Raw genomic sequence first — 18,042 nt, forward strand, 5'->3', positions numbered from 1 at the left:
GGGGCTCCTGTGCGTCAGCGCTCCTTTGTTTCAGCGCTCGCTTGTTTCCGCGCGGGGATCAGGCAGCCGCGCGGGCTTCCTCCTGCGAGCGGACGGCCTTCCATTCCACAATCCGGGCCTGCTGCAGCGGGGACTTGCGGTTGAAGTGCCAGGCCGCGCCCAGCAGCAGGAACCACACGGGCGCCACGAAGAGTGCCAGCCGGGTGTCGTCGGCCTGCCCCAGGGCCACCAGCATGAACACGAAGAACGCGAGCACGACGTACGGCATGAAGGCGGAGCCGGGCATCTTGAAGGATGAAGCCTCGTGCAGGGCCGGCCGGCGGCGGCGGAAGACGATGTAGCTGACCAGGATCATGGACCACACAAACATCGTCAGCACGGACGCCACGGAAGTGACCACCGTGAACGCGCCGATCACGGAGTCGCCGGAATAGAGCAGGACCAGGCCGGCCAGCAGGAAGATGCAGGAGAACAGCAGCGCGTTCTGCGGTACTTTGCGGACGCTGAGCTTTCCGAACGCTTTGGGCGCGTTCCCGTCCTGGGCGAGGCCGTAGACCATCCGGGAGGTTGAGTAGATTCCGGAGTTGGCGCTGGAGGCGGCGGAGGTCAGGACCACAAGGTTGATGACCACCGCGGCGATCCCCAGCCCGGCGAGGGTGAACATGCCGATGAACGGGCTGCTGGCGGGGTCGATGGTGCGCCACGGATTGACGGCCATGATGACCACCAGGGCGCCCACGTAGAAGAGGAGGACGCGGACCGGGATGGAGTTGATGGCGCGCGGCAGGTTCTTCTCCGGGTCCTTGGTTTCGGCGGCGGCGGTGCCCACCAGTTCGATCCCGGCGAAAGCGAAGATGGCGATCTGGAAGCCGAGGACGAAGCCGAACATGCCGTGCGGGAACATGCCGCCGTCGTTCCACATGTTGGCGAGGTTGGCTTCTGCGCCGTTCGGGGATGTGAAGTGGGTTGCGATCATGACCGCGCCGGTGACGATCAGGGCCACGATGGCGACCACCTTGATGATGGCAAACCAGAACTCCGCTTCACCGAACGCCTTCACGGTGGGGAGGTTCAGGAGGATCAAGACCACGGGCGTGAGCAGCGCGGGGATCCACAGGGGCGTGCCGGGAGCGAGCTTGTCCACGTAGCCGGAAATGGCGACGATGTCCGCCACCCCGGTGACCACCCAGAAGAACCAGTAGGACCATCCGGTGAAGAAGCCGGCCCACGGCCCCAGGAGGTCACCGGCGAAGTCGCTGAAGGACTTGTAGTTCAGGTTGGAGAGCAGGATTTCGCCCATGGCACGCATCACGAAGAACAGCATGAAGCCGATGATCATGTAGACGAAGATGACGGAGGGGCCGGCGAGCGAGATGGTCTTCCCGGATCCCATGAACAGGCCGGTGCCAATCGCGCCGCCGATGGCGAGCAGCTGGATGTGGCGGTTGCCGAGGGCCCGGGCGAGGTGCGGTTCGCGGTTCCCGGAGTCACCATTGGCGGAGGCGGCAGTTCCAGTTTGGGCAATGTCAGATTCTGCAGTGGCCGGAGCGGCCGTGGTGGTGCGTTCAGACATGAGGCTTCTTCCTTGTCACAGGCGGTCGCCGGCGGGGGTTCCACAGTGCGGGCCGCACGGATCCGTCAGAGTGTGACGGAGGTAACAGTTTTGGCGGGTAGATCAAGGTTAGGGCCGGTATTTCGTGGTCCCTGTTGTCACGTCGGTCCGCGTTGGTGGACCGTCTGGTCGGTGGAGTGCCGCCGCGCTCCCGGCGGGACGAAGCTCCCGGAAGGCGCGGGAGCCGGTCCGGGACCCTCATCTTTCGCCGGGCCCTAGGGAAAATTGCGACGCGGGCACGCCCGCCCGCTGCGGGGCTCCGAATCGCATTGGCGCAGATCACCCGCCCGTGGGCGGGTTCGACAGCTGTCGATCATCTTAGCTTCAGTTGTCGTCCGCTGTCTTTTGTCATATTTTGCGCGGCGGGGCTTCTGAAACCTGGTCGATGCCGATCTGGACGATGCCAACGTGGACGTTCACAGGGTGCGGGCTGAAGTGCCGCCGCACCGCCACGGCCACGGCCCGGGCCACCTCCGGGGCCGGGTACGCCCCGCTCACGCCGATGCGCGTCCTCACGGTCGAAGGTGTCGCGCCGGCACCGGAATCGATGACGTCAACAGCCGGCGGCGCTTCTCCGGTCACGGCCGACCGGGCCGCGCCCGCGATCGTTTGCCAGAGCGGTCGCGCCGGATACACCGCCGTCACGCCGTGAACGGCCTCGATGACCGCCCGCAGCTCGGCCGGCAGCGCGGCGTCGGGCAGCGCGCCGTCGGCGCGCCGTGCCCGGGAGGCAAGGGTTGGGTCATGGCGTCTCCTCTGGGTCTGGATTGCCGGGCTCCAAAACGTCGGTGATCGTGACATCGATCGCCGTGATGTTCAGTTCTGTCTGCAGGGCCAGGGTCGTGGCCAACTTCCAGCGAAGCGCGGTGGCGCGCTGTTCCAAGGGATGCCCGTAGACGACGGCGAGGTCGACGCCGATGGTGATGGGGGCCCCCGGCTCGGTGACGTCCCCGTACAGGCGGCATTTTCCGGCAGCGGTGCCGGGCAGGGAATCCGCAACAGAGCGGATCAGCGCCGATATTGCGCCCTCTGTCTCGGTGAGGAGGTCGCCGGGTGTGTCGGCGCGCAGGGGAATGTTCCTGCCCGGCCGCAGTTCCAGGTGCAGGTTGTCCAGAATGGTCTTCATCCAGTCGTCGCTGCCGCTGCCGGCCGCAGCGGTGTCGGCGTCGAGCAGTTCATTGCCGAGGGCCGCGAGCCTGCGCAGCGAGGCCCGCTGGCAGTGCTGATGTTCAAGGTTTGCGCAATTTCCTCATAGCTCTGGTCATTGAACGCCTTCAGCACCCAGCAGCGGCGTTGTTCCTCGGGCAGGGCGGCCAGCGCGGTCTTGAGCGCGTCCATCCGGGAACCGCTCAGGGCGGCGTGTTCGGGGTGGTCCCTGTGTGCGGTGCCCGCACCAGCCTCCAGCCCGTGGTGGAGATCGCCGAGGTCCGAATGGTTTCTTCGCCGGCGCAGGTGGTCGATGCTGCGGCTGCCGGTAATACGCAGCAGCCAGCCCTTCACGGCGTCCCCATCGCGCAGGGTGTCGAGCTGCTTCCAGGCCTGCATCAGCGATTCCTGCACTACGTCGTCGGCATCGGCGAGGGAGCCGGTCAGGCGGCGGGCGCAGGCCCGCATAACGGGGCCATGCCGTCGGGCCAGCGCCTCGAAAGCGGCGGTGTCGCCGTCGGTGGCCCGACCCACCAGCAGGGCGTCCGGTACGAGGTCCAGTTGATGCGGCGCCGAAGGTGAACCAGTCACGCGCTTATCTCTGCTTTCATCGCGGGCATATCGGGGTGCGGGCTACTCCTTGCTGAAGCCTTCCTTGAGCTTCCGCGCGGCGTCCTTGACCCGGTCGCCGGCCTCCTGCAGTTTTGCCTGGGCCTGCTCGTGCTGGCCTTCCCGCTTGAGGCCCTGGTCGCCTGTCATGCTGCCGACGCCTTCTTTGGCCGCACCGATGTGGTGGATGACTGTGTAGTTGACTTTGTCGTCGATTCCCATGATGTTTCCTCTGCTGTCATTACGGCGTGGTGCGGTGTTGCGGGACGTATCTTCCGGCCGGCTAGCGGGCGCGATCCGGTGCGGCCGCCCAGGTTTTGGTGCCGCTGGTGATTCGGACCAGAACCGGGAGCGGATGGCCGAGCAATGTGTCGATCCCCTGGACCAGGACGTCGGCGGTGTCCGCGATCTCCCTTGGAGATGCGCCCTGCCGCGCCTGGAGCCGCAGCCGGAGTCCCGTTGTCCCATGCCGATACCGAGGTGCCGAGTACCAGGCGGTTGCCGGCGAGGGCCTGTTTGACGGCCGCCGAGACAAACCCGGTTTCGACGATGGTGGTGCCGCGGCCGCCGTCAGATTCCCGGCCCACGCGAGGTGTCCGGCCGCCACCCTGCGATGCGATCCAGGCGATACTGAGCCCGGCGGCCGTGGCCAGCGCGGCGAGCCCGGCCATGGCCCACCAGCTGCGGGCGGGGCCCGGGAGCGGTGCCGAGGCGAGGAGTGTTCCGGCCTGGTCCAGGAGGGAAAATCCTGTGGCCGCCCATGCGGCTGCAACGTCCGGCAGGATCCCGGCGGCAGTCGTTGCAGCGCCGGCCGCGAGCAGCACGAGCCCGGCCAGGGCCAGCAGGATCCGGTTCAATGCCCTGTTGGTCCGACTCATTGCCCCAGCGCCCCTTCCCTCATGATGTGGATTGTCGGTGCGATCCGGCGGCCAAGGGAGTACCCGGCCAGCTCGTCGTCGACCGCGGCGCTGATCGCGTCCCGGTCCACGGAAACGCCCGACGTCGGACGGACCTGGACGCGGACAGCCCGCCTGCCCACCGTGGTGATGATCTGCCCGGGGGCCAGTCTCGCGGTGAGGCGCGCCCGCCGGGATACTGCCGAGGCGATCACCTCGTCATCGACCACCACGGCGCTCCGGCCGCTGTGCACGGCGTGCCGGGACCGGCGGCCGGGCATGGTTGCGGCTGCGAGCAGCGCCAGACCGACAACCGCCAGGCCGGCGCCGGCGGCCACCAACCCGGCCGGGAGCGTGGTGGCCGGCACGCCGGTGAGCCATCGGCCCAGCCGGTCGGGGCTGCCAAGGAGCGGGCTCTCCTGGAGGAGGGCCAGGACGGTCTCGAGGGCAAGCCAGAGGAAGACGGCGGCAAGGACGCTAGCGGTCAGGATGGACGCCGTGGCCCGGGAGGAGTGGGTCTCCCTGCGAACGAGGCGCCGAATGGCTCGATCCTGGCTCATGCGATTTTCCTTTCCTTGTGGTTCCGGTCCTTGTGGTTCCGGCGTGGCGCTCCGGATGGCGCGTCGACCCTGGCAGTGCCGGAGTGCTGTGCGGCCCCGCTGATCCGGATATCTACGCTGCTTAGCGTCCGGCCGGTGAGGTCCAGGCCGCGGGCAATGATGGCTGTCCGGGCCGCCCGGGAGCGGTCGAAGACGGTGCCGCCGTCGGGCCCCCGGCGCGGGCCGAGGAGCGGCGGGAGCGCCAGCTTCACGGAGACTCTCGCGGCGAGCCGGCCCGAATCGTCATCCAGCACCGCGGCGACGTCGGATCTCGGAACGCTGAAGGCGTGGGCCGCGATCGTCTCGATGGTGTGCCTGAGGGCTGCCGGGGTGATCCGGGTGTGCCCCGCCCGCATCACGAGGAGGAGCGCTTGCCGCGCAGGGCGTCCAGCACTCCGCCAAGATCCAGCCGCCCCTCGGCCGCGCGGCCCAGCACGGCCCCTGCCCCCATGAAGAGCGCGGTGAGCAGGAAACCCCAGAATCCGAACGCCAGGGACGCTGCGGCCAGGACGGCTCCGATGGCCAGGCCGGCCAGCGTGGGGCTCAAGCCACCCTCGGCTCGGTCCGTGCGTCCTCGGTGTCCTCGTCATCGGAGGGCACATGGATGTCCGTGATGGTGATGTTGACTTCCGTCACCTCCATGCCGACGAGGTCCTCGATGGCCGTATAGACAGCGTCGCGGGCCTTGTCCGCGACAAGCTGGAGCGGGTGCGGGTACTCGACCACCAGGGTGATGTCGACGGCTACCTGGGTTTGTCCGACTTCCACGCTGACGCCCTGGGTGAGGTCCTTTTGGCCGACCTTTTCACGCAGGGTTCCCAGCGCACGGGCTGCTCCGCCGCCGAGGGCGTGCACTCCTTCGATTTCCTGGATCGCGATGCCGGCGATCTTTGCCACGACGCCGTCTGCGACAGTGGTCGCGCCGCGGCCGTCGATGCCTGGGGCCGGTGCGGGCGCGCCCAGCGTGGGGGACTTCGCGGCGGGCGCCTTCGCTGCGGGTGCCTTCGCTGCGGTTGCCGGGCCGGCCTGTCCCTGGACGTCTGCCGGGGTGTGCGTCTGGGTGGTCTGCGTTTGGGTGGTCAAGGCAATCACTCCTGATCGGTTGAGGAAGACGCTCTGTGGCGCCGTCATAGGTAAGACGGGCCGGGAACGGAATTCCTCACGGTCGAATCGGGGTGAGCTGCATCACATGGGGTCCTGGAAATCCCGGGGCCGCCTGAGGCAGCGGCCCCGCGGGCCATCCAGACAACGGCCCGACAGGCCGTTGGGCTGTCTACTGGGCGGCCAGGCGCGTGGCCCGCAGCACGGCATCCGTAAGGGACACTGCCTCGCCGTCGGGCCCGACGGCGCTGCGACGCCGGCTGTCCAGGACCTCGGCACGCCACATCGGCTCCTCGATCCGGAGTTCCCGGGCAAGGTCCTCGGCCGTGAAGAACTTCTCCGGAGTATGGTGCGCGCCCCACGGAGGCAGCCCGTCGGGGTGATGGCCGACGATCAGCAGCGTTCCGCCGGTCCGCACCGCGGCGGCGGCGAACTGCAACGCCTGCTGCCACGGCATCTGGGTGGAATGCAGGAACTGGGCCGTGACGAGGTCGAACAACCGGTCCGGGACCCATGTGGCAAGATCCTGCTGCACCCACTCGATGGTGGCGTCCTGGCCCCGTTCCCGGGCGTGGGCGGCCGCACGCTCCAGGGCGACGGCGGAAACGTCCAGGCCCGTCACGCTCCAACCGCGGGCAGCGAGCCATATCGCGTCCGCGCCCTCGCCGCACCCCAGGTCCAGGGCCTCGCCGGCAGGAAGGTCCGCCACCTCGGCGACGAGTTGCGGATTCGGCTCCCCGCTCCACATCCTGGACCGGCTGCTGTACTTTTCATCCCACAGCCGGGCTGCGGAACCGGGCGCCGCATCCTCGACCGCCGCGTGTTCGGCGGCGACATGCCCGTGGCTGTGGCTGCGTTTTGTCATGGTTTCCCCTCATCATGGCGGTTCGCCGGGTTTCGCTGTTTGTTTTCAGGCACGACGGCGGTGACGAACCCTCCCGGCGCGGACCGCCGTCGGGTCTCCCTGCCGAAATTCCTGTGCTCCTCAAGGACCAGTCCGAAGCACCCAACAAAGTCCGCGGCGCTCTTCCTGGCCGGGGGAGTGTTGTCGATCCCAAAGGTCAGGGGCTCGCCGACGAATCTCGCGGCAGCCCGCGCATACCGCATGTAGGGCGATCCCGAGGTGATCGTTTCCCTGGAAAAGTAGTCGAAGGCCACGATGCTGCCCGGGGCGGTGCCGGCGATCCTGCGCAGCGTCGCTTCGACGGAGGCGCGGTCCAGGTACATGGTCACCGCTTCCCAGAGGAACAGTGCGGGCCGGTTCGGGTCGAAACCGGCTGCGAGCAGCTTCTCCATCCAGTCCTCGGTCTCGAAATCGGCGGGTACGTACGTGGCCAGGCGCGTGGAGAGGCCCGCTTTTTCGAGCATCGCGAGTTTGAAAGCCTGGGTCCGGGGCAGGTCGAGTTCAAAGCAACGCACGCGGTCCCCGGGCGCCAGCCGGAACGCCCGGGTGTCGAATCCCGCCCCGAGGATCACGAGCTGGTCGATGCCCCCGCGATGCCGTTGAACGGCCGCGTCATAGAGGCTGGTCCGTGCTGTCGGCTGGTGGCGCATCGGTGCCGGCCCCGGGTACGGATAGCGGTAGAGCCTGGGCACGTAGCCCGTGATCAGGTGGGCGGCGAGCGTGGGGGCGGTCTCCATCTGGATGCCAGTCGCGGACACGTTCGGCAGAGCGGCCATGAGCCGGGCCGCGGGGACATCCGGCCGTGTCCCCAGGCGGTGCTGCATCCAGCGCGTGTAGAGGGATGCGAGCAGCGTGGCCGACGTGCCGGTGCGCCGGCTGTAGGCGAGCATCCCGGGGACGGACGTGATGTAGCCGGCCGCACTCAAGGGAAACAACGCCAGCTGGATGACCCGAAACAGGCCAGCGGAGACTATTCCCGGCATTGCGTCCGACTCCCCTCACGGGCCGCCCCTCGTGCGGCCCTTCCCGCCCACCATGGTCCTCCCGGACGTAAGGGCGGTCAATACGCCGTCCGGGCTTCCGTCCGGGCGCCGCGCAGGCGGACGGACACGTGGAAATCACGCTCCGGAAACCAACCTGAAACCTGCGTCATGAATGCTGGGCACAAGACATTGAACGCTGGGGAAGGGCAATGACCATGGACGTTGACGAAGCACGGCAGATCCGCAGCTCGGCCGAGTTGAACGTGGGGGACGAGATCGAGGCGTGGCACAACGGGAAGCTCTTCCACCGGGGCCCGGTGACCCAGACCGTCACAGGCGTGGACCTGTTCTGGATCCTCGATGCCCGGACGGGGACCCGCCGCCTCATCGACGCCGAGGCGCTCGTGATCCTGCGGCCAGCCGACCGGGGACCGGCCAAAACGCCGTCACGGGCGGCCGTCAACACATCCGCTCATGCATCCGCCCAGTTGTCCCACATGCCGCTGTTCCAAGCCCCCAGCATGGCGGGCTAGGGGCCGTCTCCTAAAAACTGGGCTGGTTGTTCGGGATGCCTCGTACTTCTGTTTTGACTGATGGTTAGTGGGCTCGCATTCAGCCGTTGCTGCCGGCTTTTGATGGCCGCCGGGGTCGTCCGTTCCGGGATGACCGGCGCGTGGTGGAGGGCATCTTTTACCGGTACCGGTGCGGGATCGCCTGGCGGGATGTGCCGGCCGAGTTCGGTCCGTAGCAGACGTTCGGAAGCGTCACCGCCGCTACAGCCGTGACGGTACTTGGGACAGGATCCTCGCTGGCCTGCTGACGGTCGCGGACTCTCAGGGTGAAGATCAACCGCCCTGGTCCGGTCAGCCCTCGCACCCGCCCGGACCGTGTCCGCGGCGACAAGGCCTACTCATCCCGGGCGATCCGGACTCACCTGCGCGACCGCGGCATCGTCGCTGTCATCCCGCAGCCATCCGACCAGATCGGCCACCGGAAACGACGCGGATCCACCGGCGGCAGGCCTCCGGCCTTCGACAAAGAAGACTACAAAGGCCGCAACGTCGTCGAACGGAACTTCAACATCTTCAAACAGTGGCGGGCCCTGGCAACCCGGTACGACAAACTCGCACTCACCTATCGCGGCGGAGCCGTTCTCCGGGCAATCAGCATCTGGCTGACAGCTTTAGGAGACACGCCCTAGGCGAGGATTTCGCCGGTGCCATACTCGACGGCGGCGCCGTCGGCGTCCCGGATGAGCAGGACGATGCGTTTGTGCTCGTGGGCGCGGCCGATGCCGAGATGCCTGAGGCGTCCGGCGTGGCGGAGAGTGACCTTGCCGTGGCCGTCGGGATGCATCCAGAACCATTCTGATGGGATCGGGTGCCTCCCGGTCTATCAGGTGGCCCAAGACAACCTAAACCGCGTGATCAGAGGCACGACTAAAACGGATACTTGCCAGAGAGGATTCCAACGGGCATGGCTTAAATCCACGGATCCTTGGAACTCTGCCGTTCGGCGCCGTCATGCACCCAGACGCCCTGCAATGGACCGCGGCAGCGTCTTCAGTGCGGATATTGAAGGCTTACCGGGAGATGACCGGCAATAACCGCCGAACAACACAAGAGCCCATCAAGTCCTCTAGGCATGGGTGGGCTCTTGGGTCGTAGGTGTCACGCCGACATCGGGTTCTCGTATTCCATGAACCACGCGGCATCCTCATCGGCCGCCAAGAGTTCGGTTCCCCACAACTCAACGATGAGGTCCCGCTGCACATCACTCAACTGCGGAAGACGCCGACGGTGAAGCCCAAACATCGCAACCCTATCGACCCGCGCAGACTCAAGCAGCGCCAAAAAATCGCTGGACCGGCGCGGGTACTTAGTGAACAGTGTCACCGCCATCTTGTCGCTATGCTCGTACAGCCCCTCCTGGCCCGTTGCAAATAAATAGGCCCAGTAAAGGAAGAACTCGGTAGCCGTAGACAGCTCAACCTCAAAAATATCCCCAAAAGCCTTACCAGCGTGCCTGGACTCGAGGTCCGACATCATCTTCCGAACGGTGCCCGTGTCCATGAGGTAAGGAGTGACGGTAGGCATCGCGGCCTCTGAGAGCTCCGAAGCACGATCCGCTGCCCCGAACAATGCGAAAGAACCTTCTATCCAGGCACGTTGAAGCTTGGGAGCGGGGCGTCGGAAAGTCTTGATCGCGGTTTCGGTAAAGAAATCACTGACTAGGGTGCGGTGTAGGAAGTGGTTTTTAGCGTCCAGCACAAGGTAATAACGGGAGGCCAGATTGGCCGCCACTACCAGCTTCAGGAGTTGCTGACCGCGCCAGCCCTGAGGGTCGTTATTGGGCAGAAGGTTGACTGCTGCCACATACTCGATCTTCGCCGCAAGCTGCGGTGAGATCTTGGTCTCAACGTTCGATCTTAAGAACGTTTCGACCGCAGCGTTGTCCTGGCCGTTTAAGACTACGATGTACCGGCCAATATTCTCGTAGTCCAGAAGACGGTCCACCGAAAGAATCTGAAGGACAGCAAGCCGCGCATCGCCCTCGAACGTCACGGTCACAAGGTCGACATCACTGGGTTCAAGGTGCACCGCCAAAGAGTAACAGAAACTAATCCGCCTATTCCGGGGTACGGCGAGGCGAGGCCTTCCCATTCGAGGTGGGCGGCGATGGTCTCGACGCCGGCGTCGAGGTCTTCTGCAGTCAGCTCGGTGCGGAGGGCAAGGATGCGGGCCAGCGCGGGCCCGGCCGTGGCCTGCGGGTTGGTGCGGGAGCGGCACGATGACCTTGTTCTTCGACATGGCCCATCGTTGACGGCCCGGCTGTCGCCGATGTCGCGGGACACGCCGAAGAGCGTCGCCGACGTCCCGGCACATGTGTCGCCTATGTCCTCAGGTCACACAGTTCGGAGAAGAGTGCGCCCGACGCCGGATAAGGCCAGCTGGCCGCTGTCCTCCTGACGGGCGCCGCCCATCGGGGCGGTCCACAGTCAGGCCTGATCCTCGCCAGCGTCGGAGGCGGCGACGTCGTCCCTACCGCCCACGAGTCCGCGGTACCAAGTAGGCACTCGCGCGCGCCCACGTAGCGGTCAAGTGGTGCCACGGACCAAGCACAGGCAGCCCCCTCAAAGTCGAGTAGGCACCACTCGGGTGCCCCTGGACCCCCGCTCTTACGCTCCTGAGTACTGGGTTAATCAAATCAATGTACTGATCAGAAACGGGTCTCAGCCATGCGTGATCAAACAAAACCACGGGGTTTCTACGCCCATTTTCTGGGCCGTCGGCGCCGTCTACGTATGGCTGGGGCGGCTCGCCTCCGGCACCACCGGTCTGCCAACATCCCCATAACTTCGTCCCCGCAACGCCTGCAGTCGCGGTGCGCCTGGGCAGCCTTAATAACAATGTCCCTCGCATTCGCAGGGCTGTCCACCAGCGGGATTGCCGCAGCCGATGTGGGCACGATCGCCAACGACTCCCTGCGGACGGGCTGGGATCGCGACGAGCCCGGTCTCTCGCCGTCATCTGTGGCATCCTCGAACTTCGGTCGGCTATTCGCCGCCACCGTGGACGGGCAGGTTTACGCTCAGCCGTTGGTGGTCGGCGGCACAGTGGTTGCCGCGACTGAGAACAACGCGGTTTACGGGCTGGACAGCGAGACAGGTGCGGCCAAGTGGACGCGCAAGCTCGGGCCGGCGTGGCCTGCGTCGACCGTGAACTGCGGTGACCTTACGCCCAATATCGGAGTTACTTCCACCCCCGTCTATGACCCGGCATCGAAGAGCATCTTCCTGCTGGCGAAGACGAATGACGGGGCCAGTAAGCAGTTCCCGCACTGGTACATGCACAAACTGGATGTGGCGACCGGCGCGGAGAGGCCCGGGTTCCCCGTCACAATCCAAGGCTCCCCGACAAATGACCCCGGCCATCCGTTCAACCCGATGACGGCGATGCAGCGCCCGGGGTTGCTGCTCCTGGACGGCGTGGTTTATGCAGGGTTCGCCAGCCACTGCGACTACACCCCCTTCGTCGGCTATGTCGTCGGCGTATCGACAGTCGGCAAGCAGACGACGATGTGGGCGACAGAGTCAGGGAACGCCAACGCGGAGGGCGGCATTTGGCAGTCCGGCGGGGGACTCGTCTCCGACGGCCCCGGCCAGATCCTGCTGGCGACCGGCAACGGTATCTCCCCGAGTCCCGGCCCGGGCTCGAAGCCTCCCACCACCCTGGCCGAGGCTGTGGTCCGGCTCCGGGTGGGCACCGACGGCAACCTGAAGCCAACGGACTTCTTCAGTCCGGCCGACAACGCCAGGCTGAACCGCAACGACGCCGACCTGGGAGCCGGAGCCCCCCTCGCGATTCCCGACGGCTACGGCACAGCGAAGCACCCCCATCTGATGGCGCAAGTCGGGAAAGACGGCCGGGTCTACCTGTTGGACCGGGACAACCTGGGCGGCATGGCGCAGGGGCCTGGCGGAACCGATGCCGTTCTCGACATAGCCGGTCCGTACAACGGGGTGTGGGGCAAGCCTGCGTTCTTTGGGAGCAGTAGCGGTGGCTATATCTACGTCGTAGAGAGCAACGGATACCTTCGCGCGTTCAAGTTGGTGACTAGCGCTGCGGGTGGCGTCAGCCTCGCCGCCGTCGGGACCTCCGCCGGAACATTCGGGTTCAGCTCCGGTTCGCCTGCGGTGACGTCATCCGGCAATGACGGGTCCTCCGCCCTTGTCTGGGTGGTCTATGTCAGCGGAGGAACCGGCGCGGGTGCGGAATTGCGGGCCTACAAGGCACTTCCGGACGGCACTGGTCAGCTCAAAGAGGTTTTCAGCGCCCCCCTGGGGATCGGCGCCAAGTTCTCCTCGGTGGCAACCGATAAAGGCCGTGTGTACGTCGGCACCCGCGACGGGCACGTGCTCGGGTTCGGCGCCCCAACAACGGCGGCAGTAGGAGCTAAGAACACCGATCTGGGCAACGCCAAGGTGGGTACCGCTGCCGCCGGAAGCATTACCGTCACCGCATCCCGGACCGTGACGATTAGTTCCATCACCACAGGTGCACCGTTCAAGATTGGAACCTCGCTGACGCTGCCTCGGAAGGTGTCTAAAGGCGGAAATCTCGCGGTCCCCGTGACGTTCTCGCCCGCGGCTGCCGGCCAGGTTGACGGAACGCTGACCGTCAAGACCACGGACGGCGAGACCGTCCTCCTCGGCGTCCACGCCGTAGGTACGAAGGACGGACTGGGCGCGACCCCGGCCCTGATCCAGTACACCGATGTGCCAACGAAGACAACTAGCCGGCAGACGATCAACATCGTCAACACCGGCACAACCGCCGTCAAGCTCACCCGCGTCACCCCACCAGTCAACGCGGCGCTGAAAGTGGATGCAGGCACGGCGCCGGTCGTGGGCCAGACGATCCAACCCCTCGGGTCAGTGCCGGTGTCCCTGACCTTCAGCCCCACCACGGCTAAGCCGGTGACCGACTCGCTGTCGGTCGTCAGCGACCGCGGTGGGGTGACCGTCAAGATTACCGCGACGGCCATCTCCGGAACAGCGCACCTGGAGTTGCCGCGCACTCTGGACTTTGGTGACGTCCCCGCCGGTACGTCGGTTACCCGGGTTTTTCCGATCAAGAACACCGGAAACATCCCGATGACCATAACGAAGGCGAAAGCGCCGCAGGGGGTCTTCTCCACGGCAACTCCCATTTCCGAGGGCTTAAAGATCCCTGCCGGTGAGACTGCCTACCAGACAGTGACCTTTGCGCCGTCGGCCGTTGGGCAAGCCGGGACGACTGAGACCTTTTACCTGGTCACCGCCGATGACGGCCAAGCCGCCCAGAAGGTCATGCTCACAGGGAGGGGCACCGACGACCCCATCGCCGCCTACGGGTGGAAGATCAATGCCGGCCGCCCGGGGACGATCCTGGGCCGGATGCTGACCTCCGAGTACGCCGTGGCGGGAGGGAAGTGCCAGGACTACAACGGGGGCATGATCTGCTGGTCAGCCAAGACCGGGGCCCATGCGGTGCTCGGTGAGATCAGCAAACGCTACAGGGCCGCCGGCGGCCCGGCCGGCATCCTGGGCTTCCCTATTTCCGACCAGAAAGCTTCACCGGACAAAGTGGGTCGCTACAGTGACTTCGCCGGCTCGGGCGGATCTTCGATTTACTACTCCCCGACCACCGGAGCGCATTTTGTCCTGGGCTCGATCCGGTCCAAATGGATGGCACTGGGTGCGGAGACCGGGCCGCTGGGGTATCCAATCACGGATGAGAAGCGCGCGCCCGACGGGAGGGGACGGTACAACCACTTTTCCGGTGCCGGCGGGGCATCGATCTACTGGACGCCAACTACGAAGGCGCACTCGGTGACAGGGGCGGTCCGAACCAAGTGGGCGTCGCTGGGCTGGGAGACGGGCCTGGGCTATCCGACCACCGACACGACGACTTCGGCCGACAAGGTAGGGAAGTACAACCACTTCTCAGGCCAAGATGGAAGCTCGATCTTCTGGTCACCTATGACCGGCGCGCACTCCGTCATGGGTTCAATACGAGCCAAGTGGGCGGCGCTGGGCTGGGAGACAGGTCCGCTGGGTTATCCGATCACGGATGAGAAGCGCGCGCCCGACGGGCGGGGGCGGTACAACCATTTCTCCGGAGCCGGTGGGGCATCGATCTACTGGTCGAACGGTACCGGGGCGCACTCGGTGTATGGTGCGATCCGTTCGAAGTGGGCGTCGCTCGGCTGGGAGACGAGTCGGCTGGGTTACCCCACGAGGGACTCGTACACGGTATCCGTCGGCCGGGCAACGGATTTTCAGCATGGACGGCTGACGTGGCATGCCGCTGCCAAGAAAGTCACCGGGTAGGGGAAGCCATCGTCGGATGGCAAAGGGCGCACGTGGATCGGGTGCGCGCGGCCCTTTGCTGCTTGCCGGATAACGGCCTTCAGAGGAGGATGATCGGCACATCCACGGGAGGTCCGCCATGACCCAGCTCGGCAAGTTTGAGAAGTACCTGATTGAGGAATTCTTCGACGATTATCGCGCCGGCGCCATGAGCCACCGCGCGTTCACCCTCTGGGTGGCATTCATTACGGGCAGCATGGCGGCGGCGGCCGCCGCTATGACGCTCGTGGGCTGCACGCCCGAAGAAGTTCCCCGCAGCAGGTACCTCGCCGGCGGGGTCGGTGCCGGGGGCAAAGAGTCCGCTGTCCGTCCCCGAGGGGGCGGCGGGACTCACGACGGCGACGGTGCGGTTCCCTGCGGGCGGCACCGATATCAGCGGGTACCTTGCCCGGCCCGGGAACGGCGCTGCCGCCCCCGCGGTGTTGATCTGCCACGAGAACCGCGGCCTGACGCCGCACATCCAGGACGTGGCACGCCGTTACGCCAGGGCCGGGTACGCGGCGCTGGCCCTGGACCTGCTGTGCCGGGAGGGCGGGACAGCCGGCATGGACCCGGATGCCGTGCCGGGGGCGTTGACCCAGGCGGGCGTCCAGCGCCACGTCTCCGACTTCGCTGCCGCCTTCGATTACCTGAACGTCCAGGACTTTGTTGACCAGGGACGGATCGCCATGAACGGCTTCTGCTTTGGCGGCGGGATCACCTGGCAGGCGGCGACGGCAATCCCGGGGCTGAAGGCCACTTCGGCGTTCTATGGACCTTCACCTGACCTGGACAAGGTGCCGGCCATCATGGCGGCCGTTTCGGCGTCTACGCCGAGCTTGACCAGCGGATTACCGGTGCCAGGCCGGCACTCCGGGATGCGCTGGCCAAGACCACCGTGCCGCACGAACTGAAGGTTTATCCGGGCGTGGACCACGCGTTCCACAATGACACAGGGGAGCGGTACAACCAGGAGCTCGCACTCACCTATCGCGGCGGAGTCGTTCTCCGGGCAATCGGCATCTGGCTGACAGCTTTAGGAGACACACCTTAGGGGCCGGCCGTCACGGATACGGGACCCGGGCCTGCCGGGTGGTAGGCTAGTGGAACTTGATGTGCAGTGATGCCCACTTTTGATTTGGTTGACCGGCTTCGGTCCATCAGCCGGATCCCTGCCGGATTCCTTCGGGAATCCGCACGCAGGCAGTGGGATTTTTTCATGTGAGAGGCACATCCTGCGTCGATGAACGCGTTCCATTTGGTCCCGGCGGCCGCTTGCTGAAGTTTGGCAACAGCCCGGTTGATCACCTGACTTTTCTTCGGCGAACCCTTGAGCCAACCGGCATCGGGGGCCGATATCCGCACGGATACCGCCTGAAAGACTTTGAAACACATGACTACATTTGCTGCCCTCGGCACGCCCAAAGCACTTGCCGACACCCTGACCGCACAGGGGATCGTGGAGCCCTTCCCGATCCAGGTCAAGACCCTTCCCGACACCCTGTCCGGACGCGACGTCCTGGGCCGCGGCCGCACCGGCTCCGGCAAGACCATCGCATTCGCCATCCCGCTGGTGGCACGACTCGCCGAGCGCGAAGCCAAGCACTTCCGCAAGCCCGGCCGCCCGATGGGCCTGGTCCTGGCTCCCACCCGCGAGCTGGCCACGCAGATCAACGCGACCATCGAGCCGATGGCCAAGGCCATGGGCCTGACCACCACCGTGATCTACGGCGGCATCTCCCAGGCCCGCCAGGAAAAGGCCCTGCGCGCCGGCGTCGACATCGTCATCGCCTGCCCGGGCCGCCTGGAGGACCTGATCCGCCAGCGCATCCTGACCCTCGAAGCAGTCGAGATCACCGTCCTGGACGAGGCCGACCACATGGCCGACCTTGGCTTCCTCCCGGTGGTCAAGAAGCTCATGGACATGACCCCCACCCAGGGCCAGCGCCTGCTGTTCTCCGCCACCTTGGACAACGGCGTGGACAAGATCGTCCAGCGCTACCTGTCCAACCCGCTGACCCACTCCGTGGACGACCCGCAGGCCGCGGTGACCACCATGGAACACCACGTGCTGGTGGTCAATGACCAGACCGTCAAGAAGCAGCTGATCGTCGAGCTCGCCTCCGGCGCCGGCCGCCGCGTGCTCTTCATGCGCACCAAGCACCACGCCCGCAAGCTGGCCAAGACCCTGACCGACGCCGGCATCCCCGCCGTCGATCTGCACGGCAACCTCTCGCAGAACGCCCGTGACCGCAACCTGGCCGAGTTCTCCTCCGGCGATGTCCGCGTCCTGGTGGCCACCGACGTCGCGGCCCGCGGCGTCCACGTCGACGACGTCGAACTGGTCATCCACGTGGATCCGCCCACGGAGCACAAGGCGTACCTGCACCGCTCAGGCCGTACGGCCCGCGCCGGTTCCGACGGCACCGTGGTCACGCTGACCCTGCCCGAGCAGCAGTCCGACGTCAAGAAGCTGATGAAGGCTGCCGGCGTCGAGGTCAACTTCGAGCGCGTCACCGCCAACTCCCCGCTGGTTGCTGAACTGGTCGGCGAAATGGCCGACAAGATCGATCCCCGCACCCGTGCCGCCCTGCTGGCAGCCAAAGCCGCCCAGCACGGCGGCGGCACCTCCACCGGTGCCAACGCCGAGCGCAAGCGCGCCCGCCGCACCACCCAGGCTGCACCCACCGCGGGTGGTCGTGGTGGCCGTGGCGGACGCGGACGGGTGTCCGCCGAGGCACCGCGGACCGACCTGCCGCGCGCCGAGCGCCGCGCCGTCGCCTACGAAGGCAAGGCTGCTGCCCGCAACGCCGCCGACCGTGTCGCCGAGCAGAACCAGGACCGCGCAGATGCCGAGCGCGCCGAACGCCGGAATGCGCGTGGCCGCGGCCGCACCACCGCCTACGCGCACCACAACGATGTTCCGGCCGCCGGCGGCCGTGCCGCAGCCGGCCGCGGTTCGGACGGACGCGCCGCAGACGGACGCAGCGACGCCCGGGGCGCTTCGGCTCCCCGCAGCGGAGCACCCCGCACAGGTGGCGCTCCCCGCACCGGCGCTTCGACCGGCGGCCAGCGCAGCGGACGCCCGGCAACCGGCCAGCGTGCGGCTGCCGGCGCCAAGTCCGCCAGCAGCAAATCCGGAGGCAGCGCGGCGGTCTGGTCCTCCAACACCGGTGGCACCTCGGGCGGATCCTACGCCGGCGGCGGCAACGGCCGTTCCGGTGAAGGACGTCCGGCCCGCGGCTCGGGCCCCCGCCGCGCGTCGGCTCCGGCCTCGAACGAACGCCGCGGCCGCTAAGG

At 66.6% G+C, this 18,042-nt stretch carries 17 protein-coding genes and 2 pseudogenes; 5 read left to right on the forward strand and 14 right to left on the reverse strand.

The window, feature by feature from the left end; genetic code table 11:
• Positions 1-58: 58 nt before the first annotated feature.
• From cycA to AC1DFR_RS13870, 11 genes are all read right to left on the reverse strand, one after another.
• Entirely contained in the window at positions 59-1,573 is a 1,515-nt protein-coding gene (cycA, locus tag AC1DFR_RS13820) for a D-serine/D-alanine/glycine transporter (RefSeq protein WP_476857008.1), read from the reverse strand.
• A 387-nt stretch (positions 1,574-1,960) separates the two neighbouring features.
• Positions 1,961-2,413 (reverse strand): hypothetical protein, encoded by a 453-nt coding sequence (locus AC1DFR_RS13825; RefSeq protein ID WP_476873647.1) that lies wholly within the window; start codon positions 2,411-2,413, stop codon positions 1,961-1,963.
• Positions 2,355-2,738, reverse strand: coding sequence for an Asp23/Gls24 family envelope stress response protein (locus AC1DFR_RS13830; RefSeq protein WP_476873648.1), 384 nt, complete (start codon positions 2,736-2,738; stop codon positions 2,355-2,357). Before AC1DFR_RS13830 ends, AC1DFR_RS13825 begins: the two co-directional genes overlap by 59 nt.
• On the reverse strand, positions 2,735-3,349 hold the full coding sequence (locus AC1DFR_RS13835) for an RNA polymerase sigma factor (protein WP_476873649.1): 615 nt from the start codon (positions 3,347-3,349) through the stop codon (positions 2,735-2,737). The genes AC1DFR_RS13830 and AC1DFR_RS13835 overlap by 4 nt, the downstream gene beginning before the upstream one ends.
• A gap of 42 nt (positions 3,350-3,391) precedes the next feature.
• On the reverse strand, positions 3,392-3,589 hold the full coding sequence (locus tag AC1DFR_RS13840) for a CsbD family protein (protein ID WP_476873650.1): 198 nt from the start codon (positions 3,587-3,589) through the stop codon (positions 3,392-3,394).
• A 652-nt stretch (positions 3,590-4,241) separates the two neighbouring features.
• The gene (locus AC1DFR_RS13845; RefSeq protein WP_476873651.1) at positions 4,242-4,823 is read right to left on the reverse strand and encodes a hypothetical protein; all 582 of its coding nucleotides are present in this window, start codon (positions 4,821-4,823) and stop codon (positions 4,242-4,244) included.
• Positions 4,820-5,218 carry a hypothetical protein gene (locus AC1DFR_RS13850; protein WP_476849816.1) on the reverse strand — a complete coding sequence of 133 codons (399 nt, stop codon included), beginning with the start codon at positions 5,216-5,218 and terminating at the stop codon, positions 4,820-4,822. The genes AC1DFR_RS13845 and AC1DFR_RS13850 overlap by 4 nt, the downstream gene beginning before the upstream one ends.
• Positions 5,218-5,409 (reverse strand): hypothetical protein, encoded by a 192-nt coding sequence (locus AC1DFR_RS13855; RefSeq protein WP_223917174.1) that lies wholly within the window; start codon positions 5,407-5,409, stop codon positions 5,218-5,220. Before AC1DFR_RS13855 ends, AC1DFR_RS13850 begins: the two co-directional genes overlap by 1 nt.
• Complete coding sequence (locus AC1DFR_RS13860; protein WP_476873701.1) at positions 5,406-5,825, reverse strand: Asp23/Gls24 family envelope stress response protein; 420 nt, start codon at positions 5,823-5,825, stop codon at positions 5,406-5,408. Before AC1DFR_RS13860 ends, AC1DFR_RS13855 begins: the two co-directional genes overlap by 4 nt.
• Before the next feature lie 310 nt (positions 5,826-6,135).
• Positions 6,136-6,828 carry an SAM-dependent methyltransferase gene (locus AC1DFR_RS13865; protein ID WP_476873652.1) on the reverse strand — a complete coding sequence of 231 codons (693 nt, stop codon included), beginning with the start codon at positions 6,826-6,828 and terminating at the stop codon, positions 6,136-6,138.
• Complete coding sequence (locus AC1DFR_RS13870) at positions 6,825-7,850, reverse strand: class I SAM-dependent methyltransferase (protein ID WP_476873653.1); 1,026 nt, start codon at positions 7,848-7,850, stop codon at positions 6,825-6,827. Before AC1DFR_RS13870 ends, AC1DFR_RS13865 begins: the two co-directional genes overlap by 4 nt.
• A gap of 215 nt (positions 7,851-8,065) precedes the next feature.
• Between AC1DFR_RS13870 and AC1DFR_RS13875 the strand changes: the two genes are divergently transcribed.
• Together AC1DFR_RS13875 and AC1DFR_RS13880 are read left to right on the forward strand one after the other, a co-directional pair.
• Positions 8,066-8,383 (forward strand): hypothetical protein, encoded by a 318-nt coding sequence (locus AC1DFR_RS13875; RefSeq protein WP_476857000.1) that lies wholly within the window; start codon positions 8,066-8,068, stop codon positions 8,381-8,383.
• A gap of 77 nt (positions 8,384-8,460) precedes the next feature.
• Positions 8,461-9,051, forward strand: a pseudogene (locus AC1DFR_RS13880) (transposase).
• Here the strand turns inward: AC1DFR_RS13880 and AC1DFR_RS13885 are convergent.
• The 3 genes from AC1DFR_RS13885 to AC1DFR_RS13895 form a co-directional block, all read right to left on the reverse strand.
• Positions 9,048-9,206, reverse strand: coding sequence for a hypothetical protein (locus AC1DFR_RS13885; protein ID WP_476873654.1), 159 nt, complete (start codon positions 9,204-9,206; stop codon positions 9,048-9,050). The pseudogene AC1DFR_RS13880 and the gene AC1DFR_RS13885 overlap by 4 nt on opposite strands.
• A gap of 314 nt (positions 9,207-9,520) precedes the next feature.
• Complete coding sequence (locus tag AC1DFR_RS13890) at positions 9,521-10,450, reverse strand: DUF6492 family protein (RefSeq protein ID WP_476873655.1); 930 nt, start codon at positions 10,448-10,450, stop codon at positions 9,521-9,523.
• On the reverse strand, positions 10,417-10,704 hold the full coding sequence (locus AC1DFR_RS13895; RefSeq protein WP_476873656.1) for a hypothetical protein: 288 nt from the start codon (positions 10,702-10,704) through the stop codon (positions 10,417-10,419). Before AC1DFR_RS13895 ends, AC1DFR_RS13890 begins: the two co-directional genes overlap by 34 nt.
• Positions 10,705-11,259: 555 nt before the next feature.
• Between AC1DFR_RS13895 and AC1DFR_RS13900 the strand changes: the two genes are divergently transcribed.
• The 3 genes and pseudogenes from AC1DFR_RS13900 (at position 11,260) to AC1DFR_RS13910 (ending at position 18,040) form a co-directional block, all read left to right on the forward strand.
• The gene (locus tag AC1DFR_RS13900; RefSeq protein WP_476873657.1) at positions 11,260-14,724 is read left to right on the forward strand and encodes an Ig-like domain-containing protein; all 3,465 of its coding nucleotides are present in this window, start codon (positions 11,260-11,262) and stop codon (positions 14,722-14,724) included.
• A gap of 458 nt (positions 14,725-15,182) precedes the next feature.
• A pseudogene (locus AC1DFR_RS13905) lies at positions 15,183-15,796 on the forward strand (dienelactone hydrolase family protein).
• Positions 15,797-16,135: 339 nt separating this feature from the next.
• Positions 16,136-18,040 (forward strand): DEAD/DEAH box helicase, encoded by a 1,905-nt coding sequence (locus tag AC1DFR_RS13910; protein WP_476849799.1) that lies wholly within the window; start codon positions 16,136-16,138, stop codon positions 18,038-18,040.
• Positions 18,041-18,042: the final 2 nt, after the last annotated feature.

Source organism: Arthrobacter sp. 05T410 (genome assembly GCF_056396505.1).